This window comes from Streptomyces sp. SM11 (genome assembly GCF_002910905.1).
GTDB lineage: Bacteria > Actinomycetota > Actinomycetes > Streptomycetales > Streptomycetaceae > Streptomyces.
The window spans coordinates 44,194-67,755 of record NZ_NEUE01000138.1 but is presented as its reverse complement, the minus strand read 5'-3'; the positions used below and the strand labels follow the sequence as shown (position 1 = coordinate 67,755).

16 protein-coding genes are annotated in these 23,562 nt (G+C 70.0%); 8 read left to right on the top strand and 8 right to left on the bottom strand.

The features are described 5' to 3' along the window. The first annotated feature begins 66 nt into the window (after positions 1-66). A complete protein-coding gene (locus B9S58_RS11245; protein ID WP_103531973.1) occupies positions 67-3,132 on the top strand; it encodes an NPCBM/NEW2 domain-containing protein in 3,066 nt (1,021 codons plus the stop codon). 77 nt (positions 3,133-3,209) lie between these two features. Here the strand turns inward: B9S58_RS11245 and B9S58_RS11240 are convergent, their stop codons facing one another. The 5 genes from B9S58_RS11240 to B9S58_RS11215 form a co-directional block, all read right to left on the bottom strand. Beyond that, on the bottom strand, positions 3,210-4,262 hold the full coding sequence (locus B9S58_RS11240; protein WP_103531972.1) for a PAC2 family protein: 1,053 nt from the start codon (positions 4,260-4,262) through the stop codon (positions 3,210-3,212). A 387-nt stretch (positions 4,263-4,649) separates the two neighbouring features. After that, positions 4,650-6,260, bottom strand: a complete 1,611-nt coding sequence (locus B9S58_RS11230) for a glycerol-3-phosphate dehydrogenase/oxidase (RefSeq protein WP_103531971.1) — start codon at positions 6,258-6,260, stop codon at positions 4,650-4,652. 14 nt (positions 6,261-6,274) lie between these two features. After that, complete coding sequence (glpK, locus tag B9S58_RS11225) at positions 6,275-7,819, bottom strand: glycerol kinase GlpK (protein WP_103531970.1); 1,545 nt, start codon at positions 7,817-7,819, stop codon at positions 6,275-6,277. Positions 7,820-7,864: 45 nt separating this feature from the next. Continuing rightward, positions 7,865-8,656 (bottom strand): MIP/aquaporin family protein, encoded by a 792-nt coding sequence (locus tag B9S58_RS11220; protein WP_103531969.1) that lies wholly within the window; start codon positions 8,654-8,656, stop codon positions 7,865-7,867. Between the two features lie 299 nt (positions 8,657-8,955). Next, positions 8,956-9,720, bottom strand: a complete 765-nt coding sequence (locus B9S58_RS11215) for an IclR family transcriptional regulator (protein ID WP_103531985.1) — start codon at positions 9,718-9,720, stop codon at positions 8,956-8,958. Positions 9,721-9,959: 239 nt separating this feature from the next. On the opposite strand from B9S58_RS11215, the gene metH reads away from it, so the two are divergent. The 3 genes from metH (at position 9,960) to B9S58_RS11200 (ending at position 16,248) form a co-directional block, all read left to right on the top strand. Next, a complete protein-coding gene (metH, locus tag B9S58_RS11210; protein ID WP_103531968.1) occupies positions 9,960-13,472 on the top strand; it encodes a methionine synthase in 3,513 nt (1,170 codons plus the stop codon). Positions 13,473-13,615: 143 nt separating this feature from the next. Further along, complete coding sequence (locus B9S58_RS11205; protein ID WP_103531967.1) at positions 13,616-14,326, top strand: HAD family phosphatase; 711 nt, start codon at positions 13,616-13,618, stop codon at positions 14,324-14,326. 323 nt (positions 14,327-14,649) lie between these two features. Further along, on the top strand, positions 14,650-16,248 hold the full coding sequence (locus B9S58_RS11200) for an ABC transporter substrate-binding protein (protein ID WP_103531966.1): 1,599 nt from the start codon (positions 14,650-14,652) through the stop codon (positions 16,246-16,248). A 152-nt stretch (positions 16,249-16,400) separates the two neighbouring features. Here B9S58_RS11200 and B9S58_RS11195 read toward each other — a convergent pair whose 3' ends face one another. Both B9S58_RS11195 and B9S58_RS11190 read right to left on the bottom strand, forming a co-directional pair. Then, positions 16,401-17,072, bottom strand: a complete 672-nt coding sequence (locus tag B9S58_RS11195) for a response regulator transcription factor (protein ID WP_003970158.1) — start codon at positions 17,070-17,072, stop codon at positions 16,401-16,403. A gap of 9 nt (positions 17,073-17,081) precedes the next feature. Beyond that, on the bottom strand, positions 17,082-17,927 hold the full coding sequence (locus B9S58_RS11190) for a PD-(D/E)XK nuclease family protein (protein ID WP_258044323.1): 846 nt from the start codon (positions 17,925-17,927) through the stop codon (positions 17,082-17,084). A gap of 177 nt (positions 17,928-18,104) precedes the next feature. Between B9S58_RS11190 and B9S58_RS11185 the strand changes: the two genes are divergently transcribed. From B9S58_RS11185 to B9S58_RS11175, 3 genes are all read left to right on the top strand, one after another. Beyond that, positions 18,105-19,355 carry a site-2 protease family protein gene (locus B9S58_RS11185; RefSeq protein WP_103531964.1) on the top strand — a complete coding sequence of 417 codons (1,251 nt, stop codon included), beginning with the start codon at positions 18,105-18,107 and terminating at the stop codon, positions 19,353-19,355. A gap of 72 nt (positions 19,356-19,427) precedes the next feature. Next, positions 19,428-20,339 carry a tRNA (adenine-N1)-methyltransferase gene (locus B9S58_RS11180; protein WP_103531963.1) on the top strand — a complete coding sequence of 304 codons (912 nt, stop codon included), beginning with the start codon at positions 19,428-19,430 and terminating at the stop codon, positions 20,337-20,339. 124 nt (positions 20,340-20,463) lie between these two features. Next, positions 20,464-21,039 (top strand): hypothetical protein, encoded by a 576-nt coding sequence (locus B9S58_RS11175; RefSeq protein WP_103531962.1) that lies wholly within the window; start codon positions 20,464-20,466, stop codon positions 21,037-21,039. A gap of 50 nt (positions 21,040-21,089) precedes the next feature. On the opposite strand, the gene B9S58_RS11170 is transcribed toward B9S58_RS11175, so the two are convergent. Further along, positions 21,090-21,401 (bottom strand): ferredoxin, encoded by a 312-nt coding sequence (locus B9S58_RS11170; protein ID WP_103531961.1) that lies wholly within the window; start codon positions 21,399-21,401, stop codon positions 21,090-21,092. A 240-nt stretch (positions 21,402-21,641) separates the two neighbouring features. On the opposite strand from B9S58_RS11170, the gene arc reads away from it, so the two are divergent. Further along, on the top strand, positions 21,642-23,408 hold the full coding sequence (gene arc, locus B9S58_RS11165; protein ID WP_103531960.1) for a proteasome ATPase: 1,767 nt from the start codon (positions 21,642-21,644) through the stop codon (positions 23,406-23,408). The last annotated feature ends 154 nt before the right edge of the window (positions 23,409-23,562 follow it).

Genomic DNA, 23,562 nt, shown 5'->3' with positions numbered 1-23,562 from the left:
ACGAAGTTCGGGGCCGGTTCCTTTTTGTCCATGGTCATATGCTCGAAGTTGCGCTAAAAGCTCACTATGCAATCATCAACGCGCATGAGAGTGGCAGCAGTCGCTGCACTGCTCGGACTGTTCGCGGTCCTCACGGGACCCGGCGGGGCCCACGCCGACGAGGCCCCGCCGACGAGCACGGAGACCACCACGGTCGGGGACGTGACGGGATTCCGGGCGGACGGGGCGGTGTACCGGCTGAGCGCCGGGCAGGCCGAGGCCCGGGTCAGCTTCGTCACGGAGGAGACCTTCCGGATCGAGCTCGCTCCCGACGGCACCTTCACCGACCCCACCGGCGACGACATCGTCCTGCCCCAGGGCAAGCCGCCCCGCACCCGCTGGAAGGACCGCGGGGACCGCTACGAGCTGTCAACCGATGAGGTCACCCTGCGGGCCTACAAGGAGCCGCTGCGCTTCGCCCTGCACCGGGCCGACGGCAGCCGCGTCTGGTCCGAGGCGAAGGGCCTGAGCTGGACCGGTGGGAGGACCGTCCAGACGCTGGCCCGGGGCGCCGGGGAGCAGTTCTACGGGGCCGGGATGCAGAACGGCCGCGGCAACACCTCCCACCGCGACAAGACCGTCGAGGTCGCCGTCGACTACAACTGGGACGACGGCGGCCACCCCAACTCCGTCCCGTTCTACCTCTCATCGGCCGGCTACGGCGTCTTCCGCAACACCTACGCCCCCAACACGTACGCGTTCACCGACCCGGTGACGACCAGCGCCGAGGAACGGCGCTTCGACGCCTACTACTTCGCGGGCGACGGGGACGACGGGGCCAAGGACGTCATCGGGCAGTACACCGACCTCACCGGCAAGCCGTTCCTGCCGCCCGTCTACGGCATGGAGGTCGGCGACGCCGACTGCTACCTCCACAACGCCAACCGCGGCGAGCGCCGCACCCTGGACTCGCTGAAGGTCGCCGACGGCTACGTCGAGAACGACATGCCCAACGGCTGGATGCTCGTCAACGACGGCTACGGCTGCGGCTACGAGGACCTGGAGGAGACCGCCCAGGGGCTGAAGGACCGCAAGATGGAGCTGGGCCTGTGGACCGAGGACGGCATCGAGAACCTCGCCGCCCAGGTCAAGGCCGGACAGCGGGTCGCCAAGCTGGACGTCGCCTGGGTCGGCGAGGGCTACAAGTTCGCCCTCGACGGCTGCAAGGACGCCTATCAGGGCATCGAGGACAACAGCGACGCCCGCGGTTTCACCTGGGCCCCGGAGAGCTGGGCGGGCGCGCAGCGCTGTGGAGTCCAGTGGTCCGGCGACCAGTCCGGCACCTGGGAGTACATCCGCTGGCAGATCCCGACGTACGCGGGCGCCACGATGTCCGGCCTCGCCTACACCACCGGTGACATCGACGGGATCTTCGGCGGCAGCGCCAAGACGTACACCCGTGACCTCCAGTGGAAGATGTTCCTCGGCACGACGATGACCATGGATGGCTGGGCCGCCATGGACAAGCAGCCGTTCCGGTACGGGGAGCCGTACACCTCGATCAACCGCGACTACCTCAAGCTCAAGGAGTCGCTGCTGCCCTACCAGTACTCCTACGCCCACGAGGCGACCAAGTCCGGTGTCGGCATGGTCCGTCCGCTGGTCCTCGAATACCCCGACGACCCCAAGGCGTCGACGGAGGCCGCGAAGTACCAGTTCCTCTCCGGCGAGCACTTCCTCGTCGCGCCCGTCTACCAGGACACCACCGAGCGCAAGGACATCTACCTCCCCGAGGGCACCTGGATCGACTACTGGAGCGGCCGCACCTACGAGGGCCCCACCACCATCGACACCTACGGCGCTCCGCTCGACACCCTGCCGCTCTTCGTGAAGGCGGGCGCGGCCGTCCCGATGTGGCCGGGCATCCGCTCCTACCGCGACCGCACCGCCGACTCCCCGCTGGCCTGGGACGTCTACCCGCAGGGCGACACCTCCTTCACCCTGTACGAGGACGACGGCGTCACCCGCGAGCACCGCGACGGCGAATACGCCACCCAGCGCGCCGACGTCCGTGCCCCCGAGCGCGGCGCCGGCAACGTCTCCGTCACCATCAACGAGAGCCGGGGCAGCTTCACCGGCAAGCAGGTCGAGCGCCCCTACGAGTTCACCGTCCACACCGGCTCCGCGCCCCGCAAGGTGAAGCTGGACCGGACGCTGCCCGAACTGACCTCGAAGAGCGCGTACGAGAAGGCCCGGCAGGGCTGGTGGTACGACCGCGACGACCGGGGCGGCGTGGTGCACGTGAAGACCGCGCCCCTGAGCACCGCGAAGAAGTTCACCGTGAAGCTGCTCGGCACCAGCGCGGTCGGCGGCAAGAAAGCGTCGGCCGCCGCCGCCCTCACCGTCCCCGCGGGCCAGGAGGCCGGAGCGGGGACGCCCGGCACGGTCCTGGTCGACGTGACCGCGGGCAGCTCCGGGCTCACCGACACCACGGTCTCCCTCCAGGTCCCCGAGGGCTGGAGGACCGCCACGGCGAAGGTCCCCGGCCGGATCCCGGCGGGCGCCACCCGGCGGGTCGAGGTGGCTCTCACCCCGGCGAAGGACGCCGATGTGCGCGAGACCACGCTGACGGCCCTGGCCCGCTACCGGGCCGGCGGCGACGACCGCACGAGTCAGCAGCGGCTCGCCGTCTCCGTCCTGCCGCCGCCGCCCGAGGGGGAGGCCTGGGCGAGCGACCTCGGCTGGCTCTCCGAGACCAACGGCTACGGTCCGGCCGAACGCGACCGGTCCAACGGGGAGTCGGGTGCGAGCGACGGGAAGACACTGACGCTCGCGGGAACGACGTACGAGAAGGGGATCGGCACCCACGCCGACTCCGACATCGCGCTCCACCTCGGCGGCCGGTGCACCGCGTTCACCGCCGACGTCGGGATCGACGACGAGATCAACGGCTACGGGGAGGTCGCGTTCTCGGTGGAGGGCGACGGCGAGGTGCTGTGGACCTCGCCGAAGCTGACCGGGGCGTCGGCGACCCTGCCGGTGGACGTGAAGCTCGACGGCGTACGCCAGGTGCGGCTGAAGGTCACCGACACCAACGGGTCCAAGACCGGCGACCACGCCGACTGGGCGGCGGCGAAGTTCCACTGCGCCTGAGCCGCCCGGACCATGAACGGAGCGCCGCACGGGATCGTCTCCCGTGCGGTGCTCCGCGGTTCGCCACCGCCGTGCGGTCAGTCCTCGTCGGAAGTGTCCCCGGCCTCTTCGCCGGGGTTGTCCTCAGACGTCTCGTCAGGACCCTTGCCGCCCTTGTCGTCGGCGGCCTTCCCCCGCCCCGTCTCCGGACGCGGCGGCCTCGGCGGGCGGGTGCGGCCACTGGAGGGGTCGCGCAGATACGACACGTCCCCGGTCTCCGTCGCATGCCCGCCCGGCCCCTGTCCGGGACCGCCGTCCCGCCGCCGCAGATAGCGCTCGAACTCCCGGGCGATGGCCTCGCCGGACGCCTCGGGAAGCTCCGCGGTGTCCCGCGCCTCCTCCAGCGTCTGCACGTACTCGGCGACCTCGCTGTCCTCCGAGGCCAGCTGGTCCACACCGAGCTGCCAGGCCCGCGCGTCCTCGGGCAGCTCACCCAGCGGGATGCGCAGCCCTATCAGGTCCTCCAGCCGGTTCAGCAGGGCCAGCGTCGCCTTGGGGTTCGGCGGCTGCGACACATAGTGCGGGACCGCCGCCCACAGGCTGACCGCGGGCACACCGGCATGCGTGCACGCCTCCTGGAGGACTCCGACGATGCCGGTGGGGCCCTCGTACCGCGTCTCCTCCAGGTCCATCGTCCGCGCCAGATCCGCGTCGGAGGTGACCCCGCTCACCGGCACCGGCCGGGTGTGCGGGGTGTCGCCGAGCAACGCGCCCAGGATGACGACCATCTCGACGCCCAGCTCATGGGCGAAGCCGAGGATCTCGTTGCAGAACGACCGCCAGCGCATGGACGGTTCGATCCCGCGCACCAGGACCAGGTCCCGGGGCTTGTCCCCGCCCACCCGCACCACGGACAGCCGCGTCGTGGGCCAGGTGATCTTCCGCGTGTTGCCGTCCAGCCACACCGTGGGACGGTTGACCTGGAAGTCGTAGTAGTCCTCGGCGTCCAGCGCCGCGAACACCTCGCCCTTCCACTCCCGGTCCAGATGACCGACCGCTGTGGAGGCGGCGTCCCCGGCGTCGTTCCAGCCTTCGAACGCGGCCACCATGACCGGGTCGATCAGCTCGGGTACCGACTCGAGCTCGATCACCCGGGCCTCCTTCCGATGTCTCCATGCGTACGGAGCAACCTTACGGCTTCAGGGGCCCCCCGCCGCAGCCCTCTTGCACGGCCGGGTGAACCCTGCCACCAGGAGTGGATCATCGGCTGGATCAGTGCATCATGGCCCCGCGTCACGGCGGCCGGGCGGCCCAGCCCGAAGCCGTCCACGGTGATCGGCCGGAGGCCGCGGCGGTGGACCTCGTTCCGGCCGAGGATCCCGGCGACGATCTGCGGCGGACCGCCGATCGCCTGCGGGCCGCCCTCGACCGTCTCCTCGGACGTACGGAACGGCGTGCTGTAGCCGGTTTCGCCCTCACGCCGACGGGGGCGGCTCCCGCGTGGAAGCCGCCCCCGTCCGCGTACCCGTGGGGGGTGGTCAGCCCCGGTCGCCCAGCATCTTCTGGACGCCGTCACGGACGTCGTCCGTCGCCAGGCCCCGGATCGTCAGCGTGGTCCGGCGGCGGAGCACGTCGTCCGCCGTCTCGGCCCACTCGTGGTCGCGGGCGTAGGCGACCTGGGCCCAGATCTCCGGGGCGTCCGGGTGGACGCGCTCGGCCAGTTCCGGGTTCTCGTTCGCCAGGCGGGCGATGTCGAAGGCGAGCGAGCCGTAGTGCGTGGCCAGGTGCCGGGCGGTGTCCGGCGCCATCCGGGGGCCGGGCGTCCCGCCGTCGATCAGCAGCCGGTGCGCCACCGCGTTCGGGTTGGCGATGCCGGGCAGCGGCAGCTTCCTCGGCAGCCGGTTCATCGGCTCCATGTCCTCGGCCAGCGGGTGCCCGGGCAGGGCGGCCAGCTTGTTCATGACGGTGCGGCCGATGTGGCGGAACGTCGTCCACTTGCCGCCGGCGACCGACAGCATCCCGCCGCGGCCCTCCGTGACGACCGTCTCGCGCTTGGCCTTGGACGTGTCGCCGGGCCCGCCCGGCAGCACCCGCAGACCCGCGAAGGAGTACGTGATCAGATCGCGCGACAGCTGCTGGTCCTTGATCGAGAACGCCGCCTCGTCGAGGATCTGCGCGGTGTCGGCCTCGGTCACCGCGACATCGGCCGGATCGCCCTCGTACTCCTCGTCCGTCGTGCCGAGAAGCAGCATGTCCTCCCACGGCAGCGCGAACGTGATCCGGTACTTGTCGATCGGGGTGGCCAGCGCCGCCCGCCACGGCCGGGTCCGCTTCAGTACCAGGTGCGCGCCCTTGGAGAGACGGATGGAGGGGGCCGCGTTCGGGTCCTCCATCTTCCGCAGGTGGTCGACCCACGGGCCGGTGGCGTTCAGCACGAGCCGGGCGGTGACGCCGAACTCGGTGCCGTCCGTGCTGTCCTTCAGGTCGGCGCCCGTGACCCGGCCCCGGGTGAAGCGCAGCCCGGTGACGGCCGCGTGGTTGAGGACGACCGCGCCCGCGTCGACGGCCGCGCGGACCGTCATCAGCGCCATGCGGGCGTCGTTCATCTGGTCGTCACCGTAGACCGCGACGGCCTTCAGGTTGTCGGTACGCAGCTCGGGGACGTCGCGCTGCGCCTTGGCCGGGCTGATCACATGGCCGACGCCGTCGCCGAACGCGGAGAGCGCGGAGTAGGCGAAGACGCCCGCGCCGAGCTTGGCCGCGCCGTGCGGGCCGCCCTTGTAGACCGGCAGGTAGAAGGTGAGCGGGTTGGCCAGGTGCGGGGCCACCTCGCGGGAGACCGCGCGGCGCTCGAAGTGGTTCTCCGCGACCAGCTTGACCGCGCCGGTCTGGAGGTAGCGCAGACCGCCGTGGAGGAGCTTGGAGGAGGCGGAGGAGGTGGCGCCGGCGAAGTCGCCGGCGTCCACCAGCGCCACCCGCAGCCCGGACTGCGCGGCATGCCAGGCGGTGGAGATGCCCAGGATGCCGCCGCCGATGACCAGGAGGTCGTACGTGGCCCGGGACAGCTGCTCCCGGGTCTCGGCGCGGCTCGGCAGCGAGCCGGAGGCCGGGTGCGTTCCGAGGGCGGGAACGCTCTGCAGGGTGGTCATGGTGATGCTCCTCGTCAGCTTTCTTCGTCCTCGATCCAGCCCATGGTCCGTTCGACGGCCTTGAGCCAGCTCTTGTACTCGCGGGCACGCGTGTCCGCGTCCATGCGGGGTGTCCACTCGGCGGCCCGGCGCCAGTTGGCGCGCAGCGCGTCGGTGTCCGGCCAGAAGCCGACGGCGAGACCGGCGGCGTAGGCGGCGCCGAGGCAGGTGGTCTCGGCGACCATGGGGCGCACCACGGGCGCGTCCAGGAAGTCGGCGAGCGTCTGCATCAGCAGGTTGTTGGACGTCATGCCGCCGTCGACCTTGAGCGCGGCCAGCTCGACTCCGGAGTCCTTCGTCATGGCGTCGCTGATCTCGCGGGTCTGCCAGGCGGTGGCCTCCAGGACGGCACGGGCGATGTGCGCCTTGGTGACGTAACGGGTGAGACCGGCGATCACACCGCGGGCGTCGGGACGCCAGTAGGGGGCGAACAGACCGGAGAAGGCGGGCACGAAGTACGCGCCGCCGTTGTCCTCGACCGAGGAGGCCAGCGTCTCGATCTCGGCGGCCGACTTGATCAGGCCCATCTGGTCGCGCATCCACTGCACCAGCGAACCGGTGACCGCGATGGAGCCCTCCAGGGCGTACACCGGGGGCTTGTCGCCGATCTGGTAGCCGACGGTGGTGAGCAGCCCGTTGTACGAGTTCACCGGGGTGCCACCGGTGTTCATCAGCATGAAGGTGCCGGTGCCGTACGTGGACTTGGCCTCGCCTTCGGCGAAACAGGTCTGGCCGAACAGCGCCGCCTGCTGGTCGCCGAGCGCGGAGGCGACCGGGATGCCGTCGAGGATGCCGCCCTTGGCGTGCCCGTACACCTCGGCGGAGGAGCGGATCTCGGGGAGGACCGCGGCCGGGATGCCGATGGAGGCGAGGATCTTCTCGTCCCACGCCATCGTGTGCAGGTTCATCAGAAGGGTGCGCGAGGCGTTGGTGACGTCGGTGACGTGCACACCGCCGTCGGTGCCGCCGGTCAGGTTCCAGATGACCCAGGAGTCCATGGTGCCGAAGAGGATGTCGCCGGCCTCGGCGCGCTCGCGCAGCCCCTCGACGTTGTCGAGCAGCCAGCGGACCTTGGGTCCGGCGAAGTACGAGGCGAGCGGCAGCCCGGTCTCGCGGCGGAACCGGTCCTGGCCCACGTTGCGGCCGAGCTCCTTGCAGAGCGCGTCGGTACGGGTGTCCTGCCAGACGAGGGCGTTGTGCACCGGCTCACCGGTGTTCTTGTCCCACATCAGCGTGGTCTCGCGCTGGTTGGTGATGCCGATCGCCTTGACGTCGGCGGAGGTGATGCCGGCCTTGACGACGGCGCCGGCGACGACCTCCTGGACGTTCTCCCAGATCTCGGTCGCGTCGTGCTCGACCCAGCCCGGCTTCGGGAAGATCTGCTCGTGCTCCTTCTGGTCGACGGAGACGATCCGGCCGTCCTTGTCGAAGACGATGCAGCGGCTGGAGGTGGTGCCCTGGTCGATGGCCGCGATGAACGGCCCGGTGCCGTGGGTGCCGGTGGTGTGTGCGTCGGTCACGGTGTGCTCCCGGAAGTCTGTGAAGTGGTGGAGGTGCGGCTCGGGCTAGGCGAAGGCGAGGTTGTAGAGCCCGCCGGCGAGCGCGCCGCCGATGAGCGGACCCACGATGGGTACCCACGCGTAGCCCCAGTCCGAACCACCTTTGTTCGGCAGCGGCAGCAGGGAGTGCACGATGCGCGGACCGAGGTCGCGGACCGGGTTGATCGCGTAGCCGGTCGGGCCGCCGAGCGAGAGGCCGATGCCGACGACGACCAGGGCGGTGATCAGCGCGCCGAGGGTGCCGAGACCGGTGCCCTCGTTGTTGAGGCCCTGAGTCAGGATCGCCAGGACCAGCACGGCGGTCGCGATGATCTCGGTGATGACGTTCTGCACGCCGTTGCGGATCTCCGGACCGGTGGAGAAGATCCCGAGCACCGGGCCCGCCTTCGGGGCCGCCTTCTGGTCGACCATGCCGTCCTCGACGGGCTGCAGGTCGACGATCTCCGGATCGGTGAGGTGGGCGTGGAACTGCCCGTAGTACACCGCCCAGACCAGCAGGGCGCCGATCATCGCGCCGCACAGCTGCGAGAAGAGGTAGAGGGGCACGTCGCCCCACGCGGTGCCGCCCTCGATGGCGAGGCCGACCGTGACCGCGGGATTGAGGTGGGCGCCCGATACACCACCGGCGAGATACGCGCCGGTCAGCACGGCGAAGCCCCACCCGAAGGTGATGGCCAGCCAGCCCGCGTCCCGGGCCTTCGAGCTCTTCAGCGTGACGGCGGCACAGACACCGCCGCCGAGCAGGATGAGTACGGCGGTACCTATGGTCTCGCCGATGAAAATGTCGGAGCTGGACACCCGCGACTCCTTTGTCCTTCGTCCAGGGGGAGAGCGGAGCACCGGTCCCGCCGGTGTTCCGCGCCCGAGATGGGTATCCACGAAGCGTGGGCAGCCCACCTGTGAGGGCTTGACCGGCCCTTGGCACTGTCACACCCTAACGCGTATTGCCGTTAGGCGTTCGACAATGCCGACCGTTGAACGGCAGTGTTTCCCCCGAGTGAAGGAAGCGTCAAGGGTTCTGTGGTCCACGACTCGCTGCGCGACGCGATCGTTACCGGCGGGGCGTGCGAGAGGGGAAGGGCCGGTCGTGCGGACCGTCAGAAGCGGCCCGCGCCCAGGTCCCGGGAGACCGCGCGGGCGCAGTCCCGTACGGCCGCGATCAGCTCGGGGCGCAGCGCGCCGCCCGGGGCCACCCGCTCCACCGCACCCGTCACGGCCACCGCGCCCACGGGCATCCCGCGCCGGTCGTGGATCGGGGCGGCCACGGCGGCGACGCCCTCCCACGTCTCCTCGGCGTCGGCGGCCCAGCCCTGGGCCCGGATCAGGTCGAGCATCGCCTCGAACTCGTCGGCGGCGGTGACGGTGCGCCCGGTGAAGGAGCGGCGCTCGGCCTCCATGGCCTCGCTGTGGGCCACCGGGTCGTACGCGGACAGCACCTTGCCCAGCGCCGTGGAGTGCAGCGGCTGCATGGCCCCGACCTCCAGCACCTGGCGGCTGTCGTCGGGCCGGAAGACGTGGTGGACGATCAGTACGCCGTGCTGGTGCAGCACCCCGAGGTGGACGCTCTCGCCGCTGGAGCGGGCCAGGTCGTCCGTCCATACCAGGGCGCGTGCCCGCAGCTCGTGGACGTCCAGATAGCTGTTGCCCAGCCGCAGCAGCTCCGCGCCCAGCTGGTAGCGCCCGGACGCCGTGTCCTGCTCGACGAAGCCCTCCAGCTGGAGGGTGCGCAGAATGCCGTGCGCGGTGCCCTTGGCCAGGCCCAGCGAGGAGGCGATGTCGGAGAGCCCGAGCCGGCGCTCGCCGCCCGCCAGCAGACGCAGCATCGCGGCCGCCCGCTCCAGCGACTGGATGTTCTTGGCCATCGCGCCGTACTCCTCCACCTCGGTTCGACAATGCTGAACACTATCGGTCGATGCCGACCTTCGCCGGACTCCGGGGAAAGTGTCCGTCACCGGGCCGCACACGCCGCACCACGCACAGCATGCAGTCCGTCCCATGGACGCTCCTACGGCCCCGGGCGCCGTCCGGCTACGCTGGCGTGGTGCGCCTTCCCCAAGAAGGACGCAAAGCCGACAGCCGTCGCATCCCTGGGAGATCATCCATGGCCTCGTTGCCGACATCCGCCGCCGACAGCCGGACCCGCGCAGACGCGCTCCGAGAGGCACTAGCCACCCGTGTGGTGGTGGCCGACGGGGCGATGGGAACCATGCTCCAGGCCCAGGACCCCACGCTGGAGGACTTCGAGAACCTCGAAGGCTGCAACGAGATCCTGAACATCACCCGGCCCGACATCGTGCGCTCCGTCCACGAGGAGTACTTCGCGGTCGGCGTCGACTGCGTCGAGACCAACACCTTCGGCGCGAACCACTCCGCCGCCAACGAGTACGAGATCGCCGACCGGATCTTCGAGCTCTCCGAGTCGGGTGCCCGGATCGCCCGCGAGGTCGCGGACGAGTTCGGCGCCAAGGACGGCCGCCAGCGCTGGGTCCTCGGGTCGATCGGCCCCGGCACCAAGCTGCCCTCACTGGGCCACATCACGTACGACGTCCTGCGCGACGGTTATCAGAAGAACGCCGAGGGCCTCCTCGCGGGCGGCTCGGACGCCCTGATCGTCGAGACCACCCAGGACCTGCTGCAGACCAAGTCCAGCATCATCGGCGCGCGCCGGGCGATGGACGCCCTCGGCGTCCACGTACCCCTGATCTGCTCCCTCGCCTTCGAGACGACCGGTGTCATGCTGCTGGGCTCCGAGATCGGCGCCGCCCTGACCGCCCTGGAGCCGCTGGGCATCGACCTGATCGGCCTGAACTGCTCGACCGGCCCGGACGAGATGAGCGAGCACCTGCGCTATCTCGCCCGCCACTCCCGTACGCCCCTGATGTGCATGCCCAACGCCGGACTGCCCGTCCTCACCAAGGACGGCGCGCACTTCCCGCTCGGCCCCGACGGTCTCGCCGACTCCCAGGAGAACTTCGTCCGGGACTACGGCCTGTCCCTCATCGGCGGCTGCTGCGGCACGACCCCCGAGCACCTGCGGGCCGTCGTCGAGCGGGCCCGCGGCCTGACGCCGGCCGAGCGGAACCCGCGCCCCGAGCCCGGCGCGGCCTCCCTGTACCAGACGATCCCCTTCCGTCAGGACACCGCCTATCTGGCGATCGGGGAGCGCACCAACGCCAACGGCTCCAAGAAGTTCCGCGAGGCGATGCTGGAGGCCCGCTGGGACGACTGCGTGGAGATGGCCCGCGACCAGATCCGCGAGGGCGCGCACATGCTCGACCTCTGCGTCGACTACGTGGGCCGCGACGGCGCCGCCGACATGGCGGAGCTGGCCGGACGGTTCGCGACCGCCTCCACCCTCCCGATCGTGCTGGACTCCACCGAGCTGCCCGTCCTGCGCGCCGGCCTGGAGAAGCTCGGCGGCCGGGCCGTGCTGAACTCGGTGAACTACGAGGACGGTGACGGCCCCGAGTCCCGATTCGCGCAGGTCAGCGCCCTGGCCTCGGAGCACGGCGCCGCCCTGATCGCGCTGACGATCGACGAGGAGGGGCAGGCCCGCACGGTCGAGCACAAGGTCGCCATCGCGGAGCGGCTGATCGAGGACCTCACCACCAACTGGGGCATCCACGAGTCCGACATCCTCATCGACACCCTGACCTTCACCATCTGCACCGGCCAGGAGGAGTCCCGCGGCGACGGCATCGCCACCATCGGGGCGATCCGCGAGCTGAAGAAGCGCCACCCCGACGTCCAGACCACGCTGGGCCTGTCGAACATCTCCTTCGGCCTGAACCCGGCCGCCCGGGTCGTGCTGAACTCCGTCTTCCTGGACGAGTGCGTCAAGGCGGGCCTGGACTCCGCGATCGTGCACGCCTCCAAGATCCTGCCGATCGCCCGGCTGGAGGAGGATCAGGTCAAGGTCGCCCTCGACCTGATCCACGACCGCCGCAGCGAGGGCTACGACCCCCTCCAGAAGCTCATGGAGCTCTTCGAGGGCGTCAACATGAAGTCGATGAAGGCGGGCAAGGCCGAGGAGCTGATGGCCCTGCCGCTGGACGAGCGTCTCCAGCGCCGCATCATCGACGGCGAGAAGAACGGCCTGGAGGCCGACCTCGACGAGGCGCTCCAGGACACCCCGGCCCTGGACATCGTCAACAACACGCTGCTGGAAGGCATGAAGGTGGTCGGCGAGCTGTTCGGCTCCGGCCAGATGCAGCTGCCGTTCGTCCTCCAGTCCGCCGAGGTCATGAAGAGCGCGGTGGCCCATCTGGAGCCGCACATGGAGAAGACCGACGACGACGGCAAGGGCACCATCGTGCTCGCCACCGTCCGCGGCGACGTCCACGACATCGGCAAGAACCTCGTCGACATCATCCTCTCCAACAACGGCTACAACGTCGTCAACCTCGGCATCAAGCAGCCCGTCTCCGCGATCCTGGAAGCCGCCGAGGAGCACCGCGCCGACGTCATCGGCATGTCCGGCCTCCTGGTGAAATCCACCGTGATCATGAAGGAGAACCTCCAGGAGCTCAACCAGCGCAAGATGGCCGCAGACTTCCCCGTCATCCTCGGCGGCGCCGCCCTGACCCGCGCCTACGTCGAGCAGGACCTCCACGAGATCTACGAGGGCGAAGTCCGCTACGCCCGCGACGCCTTCGAGGGCCTGCGCCTCATGGACGCACTCATCGGCGTCAAGCGCGGCGTGCCGGGCGCGGTCCTGCCCGAGCTCAAGCAACGCAGGGTCCCCAAGAGGGACGCCCCCGTGCTGGAGGCCGAGGAGCCCGAGGGCTCGGCGCGCTCGGACGTCTCCACCACCAACCCGGTCCCCGAGCCGCCCTTCTGGGGCACCCGCGTCATCAAGGGCATCCCGCTCAAGGACTACGCCTCCTGGCTCGACGAGGGCGCCCTGTTCAAGGGCCAGTGGGGCCTCAAGCAGAACCGTACCGGCGACGGACCGACGTACGAGGAGCTGGTGGAGACCGAGGGACGCCCGCACCTGCGCGGCTGGCTCGACCACCTCCAGTCCAACAACCTCCTGGAAGCCGCCGTCGTCTACGGCTACTTCCCCTGCGTCGCCAAGGGTGACGACCTGGTCCTCCTGCACGACGACGGCTCCGAGCGCACCCGCTTCACCTTCCCGCGCCAGCGCCGTGGCCGCCGCCTCTGCCTCGCCGACTTCTTCCGCCCCGAGGAGTCCGGCGAAAGGGATGTCATCGGCCTCCAGATCGTCACCGTCGGCTCCCGGATCGGCGAAGCCACCGCCGAGCTGTTCGCCGCCAACTCCTACCGCGACTACCTGGAGCTGCACGGCCTGTCCGTCCAGCTCGCCGAGGCGCTCGCCGAGTACTGGCACGCCCGGGTCCGCAGCGAGCTCGGCTTCGCGGGGGAGGACCCGGCGGACGTCGAGGACATGTTCGCACTGAAGTACCGCGGCGCGCGGTTCTCGCTCGGTTACGGAGCGTGCCCGGATCTGGAGGACCGGGCGAAGATCGCCGATCTCCTGCGGCCGGAGCGGATCGGCGTGCACCTCTCTGAGGAGTTCCAGCTCCACCCGGAGCAGTCCACCGACGCCATCGTCATCCACCACCCCGAGGCGAAGTACTTCAACGCCCGGTAGGACGGACTTCGCCCCGCGGTCACGTGCCCTTCGCGCATCGTGGCCGGACACGTCGTACACTGGTCGGTCCAGTGCAGGCCGGTCGCCCTCCCGCTTTCGGGAATGGCGGCCGGCCTTCTCGTCCCTTACGGAAGGTGTGCCGGATGACCAGTACGGTCCCCGCGTCCTTGACCCGCACGGCCGAAGGCGCCGCCCTGCAGGCGGTCCTTCTCGACATGGACGGAACCCTGGTCGATACCGAGGGCTTCTGGTGGGACGTCGAGAAGGAGGTCTTCGCCGGCCTCGGGCACCGGCTGGACGAGTCCTGGCGGGACGTGGTCGTCGGCGGTCCGATGACCCGCAGCGCCGGCTACCTCATCGACGTCACCGGCGCCGACATCCGGCTGGACGAGCTGACCGTGCTGCTCAACGACGGATTCGAGAAGCGCATCGTGCGCGGCGTCCCACTGATGCCGGGGGCCGAGCGGCTGCTCGCCGAACTGGCCGCCTACGAGGTGCCCACCGCCCTCGTCTCGGCCTCCCACCGCCGGATCATCGACCGGGTGCTGGAATCGGTGGGCCGCCACCACTTCGCGCTCACGGTCGCCGGGGACGAGGTCGTCCGCACCAAGCCCCACCCCGAGCCCTACCTCACCGCCGCCGCGGGCTTCGGCGCCGACCCCTGGCGCTGCGCCGTCATCGAGGACACCGCGACCGGCGTGGCCGCCGCCGAGGCCGCCGGATGCCGGGTCGTCGCCGTGCCGTCCGTCGCCCCCATCGCACCCGCGGCCGGACGCGTGGTCGTCGGCTCCCTCGAAGAGGTCGACCTCGCCTTCCTGCGCAAGCTCATCACCGGAGCGGGCGGAACGGGCTGACCCGCGTCGGACGGGCACACGCACCGATGGTCCGTTGGTGAGCGAACAGCGGATTCTCTGCTCCCTTCCGTGTGCGTCCCGGCAACGTTCCGTAGGCGTGAATCAGTCGTGGGGCCTAAATGTGAAGAGGTCGAACAGGTGACCTTCCTCACCTTGGAGCCTCCGGTGGCCCGCCGGGATCGGGTGAGCTGTCCGTAATGATGATCGTATGTCGCCCCCTCCGGTCGCCGGGGGAGCGTGAGCCGCCCTCCGGACGGTCGGAAGGGCCATCCGCGGCTACTAACTTTGATTCCTCACCTGCCGGGATGAGGGAGAACGTCCAGATGAACCGCAAGACCCTGGTGCTGCCGGCCGTCGTCGGCCTGCTCGCCCCCGTGCTCGCCGCCTGCGGCAGCACGGCCGGCGGCGCCGGTGGCGAGGGAGCCATCGTCGTCGGCACCACGGATCAGATCGTGGCCTCCGAGGAGAACCCCGCGCCGCTCGACCCGGCCATCGGCTACGAAGCGGGCGTCTGGAACATCCTGCGGCAGACCGTGCAGACGCTGACCGCGGTGCCCAACGGCGGTGGCGAGCCGGTGCCCGAGGCCGCCCGCAGCTGCACCTTCACCGACACCGCGAACGAGAGCTACCGCTGCACCCTGCGGGCCGGCCTCACGTTCGCCGACGGGACACCCGTCACCGCCGAGGACGTGAAGCACTCCATCCAGCGCGTCATCGACATCGACTCGGACAGCGGGCCGGTCGGCCTGCTCGCCAACATCGACATGGTCGAGACCAAGGGCGACGACCAGGTGATCTTCCACCTGAACGCGCCCGACGCGACCTTCCCGTACAAGCTCGCCACTCCCGCCGCCGGCATCGTCCCGAAGGCGCAGTACCCGGCGAAGGAGGCCCGCACCGGCTTCCAGGTGAACGGCTCCGGCCCCTACACCATGAATCCGCAGGTCGAGGACGGCCGGGTCGTCAGGATCGCCTTCACCAGGAACCCCTCGTACAAGGGCGAGCTGAAGGTGCTCAACGACAAGGTCGAGATGGACCTCTTCCCCGACGCCGAGGCCATGGGCAAGGCGCTCGACGAGAAGAAGATCCACATGATGACCCGGGCGATGTCGCCCGAGCAGGCCCACGACATGCTCGTGGAGCCGAAGGAGGGCATCGAGCTCACCGAGATGCCCGGCCTGGCCATCAGCTACCTCGGGTTCGACACCAAGGACCCCGTGGTCGACAAGCCCGTCCGGCAGGCCATGGCGCAGATCATCGACCGGGGCGAGATCGCGGGCAAGGTGTACGGCACCACCGCCGAACCGCTCTACTCGCTGATCCCGACCAGCATCGCCGGGCACACCAACGCCTTCTTCAACAAGTACGGCGAGCCCAGCACCGCCAAGGCCCGGGAGATCCTCCGTGACGCCGGGACCGAGACGCCGGTGAAGTTCACCCTGCACTACACCAACGACCACTACGGCTCGGCCACCGCCGAGGAGTTCAAGGCGATCCAGCAGCAGCTGAACAGCTCCGGCCTCTTCGAGGTCTCCGTCGAGGGCAAGGAGTGGTCGAAGTACCGCCCCGAGCAGAAGCGCGGCGACTACGCGGCCTACGGCATGGGCTGGTTCCCCGACTTCCCGGACCCGGACAACTACACCGCGCCCTTCCTGGACGAGAACAACTTCCTCAACTCGCCCTACCGGTCGCGCGAGGCGCAGAAGGTCCTCATCCCGCAGTCCCGCCGCCAGGCCGACCGCGCCGCCGCCGCCGCCACCTACGAGAAGCTCCAGGACATCGTCGCCACCGATGTGCCGGTGCTCCCGATCTGGCAGGGCAAGCAGTACGTCGCCTCCCGCGACGGGATCGCCGGAGTGGAGCGGTCCGTCAGCGCCACCTCCGAGCTCCAGCTCTGGGAGCTCAGCCGGCCCGGCGTCTGACCGCCGTACCGCCTCAGGACCGACTACGGACCGACTACGGACCGACTACGGACCACCGAAGCCGTCCGGCCCGTCCCCTCCTGTTGGTCCAGGAGGGGACGGGCCGGACGGCTTCGTCGTATACGGAGGACGGAGAGCCGCCGCCGGGGCCGCTACTGGGCGCCGGGGCGCACCAGCCCGCTCTCGTACGCGTACACCGCGGCCTGTACCCGGTCGCGCAGGCCCAACTTCGTGAGCACATGGCCCACATGCGTCTTGACCGTCGTCTCGCTGACGAACAGATCCGCCGCGATCTCCGCGTTGGACAGCCCCCGCGCCACCAGCTTCAGCACCTCGACCTCACGGTCCGTCAGCGTGTGCAGGGCGTCCGGCACCGGATCCTCACCGGACGGCAGGTGATCCGCGTACTTGTCCAGCAGCCGGCGCGTGATGCTCGGCGCGAGCATCGCCTCGCCCGCCGCCACCACCCGGATCGCCTGCACCAGCTCCGCCGCCGGAGCGTCCTTCAGCAGGAAGCCGCTCGCCCCCGCACGCAGCGCCTCCACCACGTACTCGTCGAGATCGAAGGTGGTCAGGACCAGCACCTTCGCCGGGCCGTCCTTCCCGGGGCCGGTGATCTGACGGGTCGCCTCCACCCCGTCCATCCGCGGCATCCGGATGTCCATCAGCACCACATCGGGCTGCAGCGCCCGCACCTGATCGATGGCCTGCAGACCGTCACCGGCCTCACCGACCACCGCCAGATCGCCTTCGGCCTCCAGAATCATCCGAAAACCGGTGCGCAGCAGAGGCTGGTCATCGACCAGAAGGACGCGGATCGCCACAGGAACTCCTTAAGGGCCCTCAAGGGCCACGGCTCGGCCAGCCTCGGCCTGGACCGGTCCCATTCTGCCCTGACCATCCACACCCGAACCCGCCGGGCGGACCGACAGCGGATAGACCGGGGGAGTACCGCCGAATTCCGGACACACCGACTGGTGGTCGCACCAGCCGCACAGCTTCGTCGGCCGGGGCCGCCAGTCCCCGGTCTCCGTCGCCAGCGCGATCGCGTCCCACAGCGCCAGCAGCTTGCGCTCCACTCGCTCCAGGTCCGCCACCACCGGGTCGTACGTCAGCACGTCCCCGCTGCCCAGATAGACCAGCTGGAGGCGGCGCGGCACGACGCCCTTCAGCCGCCAGATCACCAGCGCGTAGAACGTCATCTGGAACAGTGGCCCCTCGGAATACTCCGGCCGCGGAGCCTTCCCCGTCTTGTAGTCGACGATCCGGACCTCGCCGCTCGGCGCGACGTCCACCCGGTCGATCACCCCGCGCAGCCGCAGCCCCGAATCCAGCTCCGTCTCGACGAACAGCTCGCGCTCCGCCGGCTCAAGACGCGTCGGGTCCTCCAACGAGAACCACCGCTCCACCAACCGCTCCGCCTCGCCCAGCCAGCGCGTCAGGCGCTCGCCCCCGGCTTCCCCCGCGAACAGCTCGGTCAGCTCCGGCTTCGACTCCAGCAGCCGGTCCCACTGGCCGGGAATCAACGCCCGCGCCCGCGGCGCCGTACGGTCGGCCGCCGGGGCGTCGAAGAGCCGCTCCAGCACCGCATGGACCAGCGTGCCGCGGGTAGCCGCCTCGCTGGGCTTCTCCGGCAGCTTGTCGATGACCCGGAAGCGGTAGAGCAAGGGGCACTGCATGAAATCGCTCGCCCGCGACGGCGACAGGGACGAAGGCGGCTGAGGCGGCCGCGGCACGGAAGTCATGTCTCCAGACCCTACGGCCCGCCACTGACAGCCAGCGGCATACCATCGACGGCAGACCCTCGCACACTGCATGATCGTGGCAAAGGCCACTCACCGAACCGAAGGGACCCCGTGGACGAGAGCGGCGACAGCGGGCGGCCGCAGCCCGGCGCAGGGGGAACAGCCCCCGGCACCGACCCCGGCAACGGCCGGCCGAAACGCCCCGCGGAGCCGGGCGGCGGCCTGCTCATGGGGCGGCCCTTCGGCGTGCCCGTCTACGTGGCCCCCAGCTGGTTCGTCGTCGCCGCGCTGATCACCTGGGTGTTCGGTGGCCAGCTCGACCGCGTGCTGCCCGAGCTGGGCGGCGCCCGTTACCTCGTCGCCCTGTTCTTCGCCATGGCCTTCTACGCCTCCGTGCTCGTCCACGAGCTGGCCCACACGGTCGCCGCCCTGCACTACAAGCTTCCGGTCCGCCGTATCCAGCTCCAGTTCTTCGGCGGCGTCTCGGAGATCGAGAAGGAGAGCGAGACGCCCGGCCGCGAGTTCGTCCTCGCCTTCGTCGGACCGCTCCTGTCGCTGGTCCTCGGCGGCGTCTTCTACGGCGCGATGCAGTTCGTCGAGCCCGGCACGGTCCCCGGCGTCCTGCTCGCGGGCCTGATGATCTCCAACCTCATCGTGGCCGCCTTCAACCTGCTGCCCGGCCTGCCCCTGGACGGCGGCCGGATGCTCCGCGCCGTCGTCTGGAAGATCACCGGCAAGCCCATGAGCGGCACGATCGCCGCCGCCTGGGTCGGCCGCGGCCTCGCCGTCGTCGTCCTCGTCGGACTGCCGCTGCTCACCCACACCGGAACGCTCGGCGGCTCCGCCCAGGACATCGGCGGCGTCGAGACCGTCATGGACGCGCTGCTCGCCGCGATTCTCGCCGGCATCATCTGGACCGGCGCAGGGAACAGCCTGCGCATGGCCCGCCTCCGTGAGCACCTGCCCGACCTCCGGGCCCGCACTCTGACCCGCCGCGCCGTCCCCGTCGAGTCCGCCACCCCGCTCTCCGAAGCGCTGCGCCGGGCCAACGAGGCGGGTGCCCGCGCCCTGGTCGTCGTCGACGGGCAGGGCCGGCCCAAGGGCGTCGTCCGTGAGGCCGCCATCGTCGGCGTCCCCGAACACCGCCGCCCCTGGGTCGCCGTCAGCGGCCTTGCCCAGGACCTCACCGACGGTATGAAGGTCCCCGCGGAACTGGCCGGCGAAGCCCTCCTGGACCGGCTCAAGGCCACCCCCGCCACCGAATACCTTGTCGTCGAGGAGACCGGTGAGATCTACGGGGTCCTCTCCACCGCCGACGTGGAGCGCGCCTTCGTCAAGGCCATGGCCCGCCCCGAAACCTGAGCCCCGGCCACGGAGGCGTCACCGCACCGGCCGGGCGGTCGGCGGCCCGGGAATCACCGGTAGGCTGGTCACATGTCTGAACCGACCGGTGCCGCCCGCCGACGTGGGCCCTTCAAGGTCGGGGACCAGGTCCAGCTCACCGACCCCAAGGGACGCCACTACACCTTCACGCTCGAAGCCGGAAAGAACTTCCACACCCACAAGGGTTCTTTCCCGCACGACGAGCTGATCAGTGCTCCCGAGGGCAGTGTTGTCCGAACCACGGGAAACGTCGCCTATCTCGCGCTGCGCCCCCTGCTCCCCGACTACGTCCTGTCCATGCCCCGCGGCGCCGCCGTGGTCTACCCCAAGGACGCCGGCCAGATCCTGGCCTTCGCCGACATCTTCCCCGGCGCCCGCGTCGTGGAGGCCGGCGTCGGATCCGGCTCGCTCAGCACCTTCCTGCTGCGCGCCATCGGTGAGCAGGGCATGCTGCACTCCTACGAGCGCCGCGAGGACTTCGCCGAGATCGCCCAGCAGAACGTCGAGCGCTACTTCGGCTCGCCGCACCCCGCCTGGCAGCTGACCGTCGGCGACCTCCAGGACAACCTCTCCGACACCGACGTCGACCGCGTCGTGCTGGACATGCTCGCCCCCTGGGAGTGCCTGGAGGCCGTCTCCAAGGCCCTGGTGCCCGGCGGCATCCTCTGCGCCTACGTCGCCACCACCACCCAGCTCTCGCGCACCGTCGAGTCCATCCGCGAGATCGGCTGCTTCGCCGAACCGCAGCCCTGGGAGTCGATGATCCGCAACTGGCACGTGGAGGGCCTCGCCGTCCGCCCCGACCACCGGATGATCGGCCACACCGGCTTCCTGGTCACCGCCCGCCGGCTTGCGGACGGCGTCGAGCCGCCGCTGCGCCGCCGCCGCCCGTCCAAGGGCGCCTACGGCGACGACTACGACGGACCCGGCAGCCAGAGCGGCTCCGCCGCCTCCCGTAGCTGATCCGTACAACGCACCGGCGCCGCCGTTCCGCCCCGGTGTGAGGTGTGGCACGATGCTGGCCACCCCTCGGGGGGTGTTCCCCACCCTTCACCGGGCTTCCAGGAACCATCAGGAGACATACCGCGTGCAGACCCCCGCGCTCCCGGATCTCGCCCACACCGCCGCCAAGCCGGTGCACTGGCTCGCCACGGCCGCGGCGATGGCGGGAGTCGTCGCGCTGGCAGGGCTGCTCCAGCCCCGTACGGCCACCGCGACCGCCACGGCCCCCGAGCAGCGGACCACCACGCGGCACGGCGCGCCCGCCCCGGACCCGGCCGGCGTGGACTTTCCGCTGGAGTGCGGCGGCGCCGGGACGACCGTCGCGAAACAGGCGCCTGGGGACCTCGACGGCGACGGGCGGCCGGAAACCGTCGCCGTGGTGCACTGCGCCGCCGGATCGGGGACCCCGCCCGGCGGCATCTACGTCCTGACACGGAGCAGCGGGGCCGCACCCCGGGTCGTGGCGACCCTGGTGGACCCCGCTGACCGGAAGACGGTCGGGGACTTCGCCGTACGCGACGGCGTCGTCTCGGCGACCCTGTTCGGCTACTCCTCGCTCGACGTCCCCCGCTGCTGCCCCGACCAGGAGGAACAAGCCTCCTGGCGGTGGAAGGGGCAGGCGTTCGTCCGCACCTCCGGAGACCTCGCCCGAAGCGTCTGAGCGCCCCTCGTGCCCATCGCCCGCCGAGTCCGGGCGACGGGCCCGACCGGCTAGGCGGCGTCCGGCCCGTACACCTCGACGTTGTCCTTGACGCGCCGCACATGGATGCAGTCCCCGGGGCACTCCTTGGCCGAATCCACGACGTCCTGGAGGAGCGGCAGCGGCACCGGAGTGGTCGCCCCCGGGTTCTGCAGGAGCTCGTCGTCGCCGCTCTTCACATAAGCCAGGCCGTCGATGTCCAGCTCGAAGACGTCGGGGGCGTACTGCACACAGATGCCGTCGCCCGTACAGAGGTCCTGGTCGATCCAGACCTCCAGGTCCTGGGTGTCACTGTCGCCCGGCGAGTCCTGCTGCACGGTCATGTGTCCTGCCGTTCCTGCGTATCTGAACCAATTGGAGCCAGCCCTGACGGGTGTTGAACAGTTCGACGATACAACCGGCGGCTTTCCGGTGCCGCAGGGTGGGTATTCCCTTGACGTGAGGGAGAGCGCAAGGGTGAAGATCGGACACACCCCGCAGTCTTTGTGATCTAGGGGTTTCAATCACCACCCACCCAGGTAGGGTCAGGAAGCGTCCAGCTCCCCATGGAGGAGGTGAGGACCGTGGCAGCCCACGACGACGACATCAACCGCGGCATCCGGCCCGCGCGAGGGTCAGAGGACCCAGCCGGCCAGGTTGCCTATCTCGAGCAGGAAATCGCCGTCCTGCGACGTAAGCTCGCCGACTCGCCGCGTCATACGAGGATTCTCGAAGAGCGGATCGTCGAGTTGCAGACGAACCTGGCAGGAGTGTCCGCGCAGAACGAGCGGCTCGCCAACACGCTCCGTGAGGCGCGTGACCAGATCGTGGCCCTCAAGGAGGAGGTCGACCGGCTCGCACAGCCACCGGCCGGCTTCGGTGTCTTCCTGCAGGCCAACGAGGGCGGCACCTGCGACATCTTCACCGGGGGCCGCAAGCTCCGGGTGAACGTCAGCCCCAGCGTCGAGCTCGACGACCTCCGGCGTGGCCAGGAGGTCATGCTGAACGAAGCGCTCAACGTGGTCGAGGCCATGGAGTACGAGCGGGCCGGGGACATCGTCACCCTCAAGGAGATCCTTGAGGACGGCGAGCGCGCCCTGGTGGTCGGGCACACCGACGAGGAGAGGGTGGTGCGGCTCGCCGAGCCGCTGCTGGACATCACCATCCGCGCCGGCGACGCCCTGCTCCTGGACTCCAGGTCGGGTTACGTCTACGAGGTGGTCCCCAAGAGCGAGGTCGAGGAGCTCGTCCTCGAAGAGGTCCCGGACATCGACTACGACAAGATCGGCGGCCTGGGCGACCAGATCGAGCTGATCCGCGACGCGGTCGAGCTTCCGTATCTGCACCCCGACCTCTTCAAGGAGCACGAGCTGCGGCCGCCGAAGGGCATCCTGCTCTACGGTCCGCCCGGCTGTGGCAAGACCCTCATCGCCAAGGCCGTCGCCAATTCGCTGGCCAAGAAGGTCGCCGAGGTCACCGGGCAGCCCACGGGGAAGAGCTACTTCCTCAATATCAAGGGCCCCGAGCTCCTCAACAAGTACGTCGGCGAGACCGAGCGGCACATCCGCCTGGTCTTCCAGCGTGCGAGGGAGAAGGCGAGCGAGGGTACCCCCGTCATCGTCTTCTTCGACGAGATGGAGTCCCTCTTCCGCACCCGCGGCAGTGGCGTCAGCTCGGACGTGGAGAACACCATCGTCCCGCAGCTGCTCGCCGAGATCGACGGGGTGGAAGGCCTGGAGAACGTCATCGTCATCGGCGCCTCCAACCGCGAGGACATGATCGACCCCGCCATCCTGCGACCCGGCCGTCTCGATGTGAAGATCAAGATCGAGCGTCCGGACGCCGAGGCGGCGAAGGACATCTTCGCGAAGTACCTGACCCCGTCGCTCCCGCTGCACGCGGACGATCTGGCCGAGCACACCGGCTCCCGGCCGGCCGCCGCCCACGCCATGATCCAGTCCGTCGTGGAGCGGATGTACACGGAGTCCGAGGAGAACCGCTTCCTCGAGGTCACGTACGCCAACGGCGACAAGGAAGTCCTGTACTTCAAGGACTTCAACTCCGGCGCGATGATTCAGAACATCGTCGACCGGGCAAAGAAAATGGCCATCAAGGCATTCCTGGAGCAGGGCCAGAAGGGACTGCGGGTCGCTCACCTCCTGCAGGCCTGCGTGGACGAGTTCAAGGAGAACGAGGACCTGCCGAACACCACCAACCCGGACGACTGGGCCAGGATTTCCGGCAAGAAGGGTGAGCGGATCGTCTTCATCCGCACACTCGTCACCGGAAAGCAGGGCGCGGACACCGGACGCTCCATCGACACGGTGGCCAATACCGGCCAGTACCTGTAATACGCGGACCGGCTGCGGAAGCCCCCAGGGGCCTCCGCAGCCGGTTGCATTCCCCCGTTCCGGCCATGTCGGAGCAATGTCGTAATTGATCTCCCCGCCGGCGCAGAGGCGCTCTAGGCTCTGCGGTACCGCCGAGTCGCGCAGTGCGGTGACG

Bases quoted from the DNA above. Each gene is read 5' to 3' on its own strand.
- B9S58_RS11180 (WP_103531963.1), top strand. From the start codon at position 19,428: ATGTCTGAACCGACCGGTGCCGCCCGCCGACGTGGGCCCTTCAAGGTC.
- B9S58_RS11230 (WP_103531971.1), bottom strand. From the start codon at position 6,260: ATGACCACCCTGCAGAGCGTTCCCGCCCTCGGAACGCACCCGGCCTCC.
- B9S58_RS11245 (WP_103531973.1), top strand. From the start codon at position 67: ATGCAATCATCAACGCGCATGAGAGTGGCAGCAGTCGCTGCACTGCTC.
- B9S58_RS11200 (WP_103531966.1), top strand. From the start codon at position 14,650: ATGAACCGCAAGACCCTGGTGCTGCCGGCCGTCGTCGGCCTGCTCGCC.
- metH (WP_103531968.1), top strand. From the start codon at position 9,960: ATGGCCTCGTTGCCGACATCCGCCGCCGACAGCCGGACCCGCGCAGAC.
- B9S58_RS11215 (WP_103531985.1), bottom strand. From the start codon at position 9,720: ATGGCCAAGAACATCCAGTCGCTGGAGCGGGCGGCCGCGATGCTGCGT.
- B9S58_RS11190 (WP_258044323.1), bottom strand. From the start codon at position 17,927: ATGCAGTGCCCCTTGCTCTACCGCTTCCGGGTCATCGACAAGCTGCCG.
- B9S58_RS11205 (WP_103531967.1), top strand. From the start codon at position 13,616: ATGACCAGTACGGTCCCCGCGTCCTTGACCCGCACGGCCGAAGGCGCC.
- B9S58_RS11170 (WP_103531961.1), bottom strand. From the start codon at position 21,401: ATGACCGTGCAGCAGGACTCGCCGGGCGACAGTGACACCCAGGACCTG.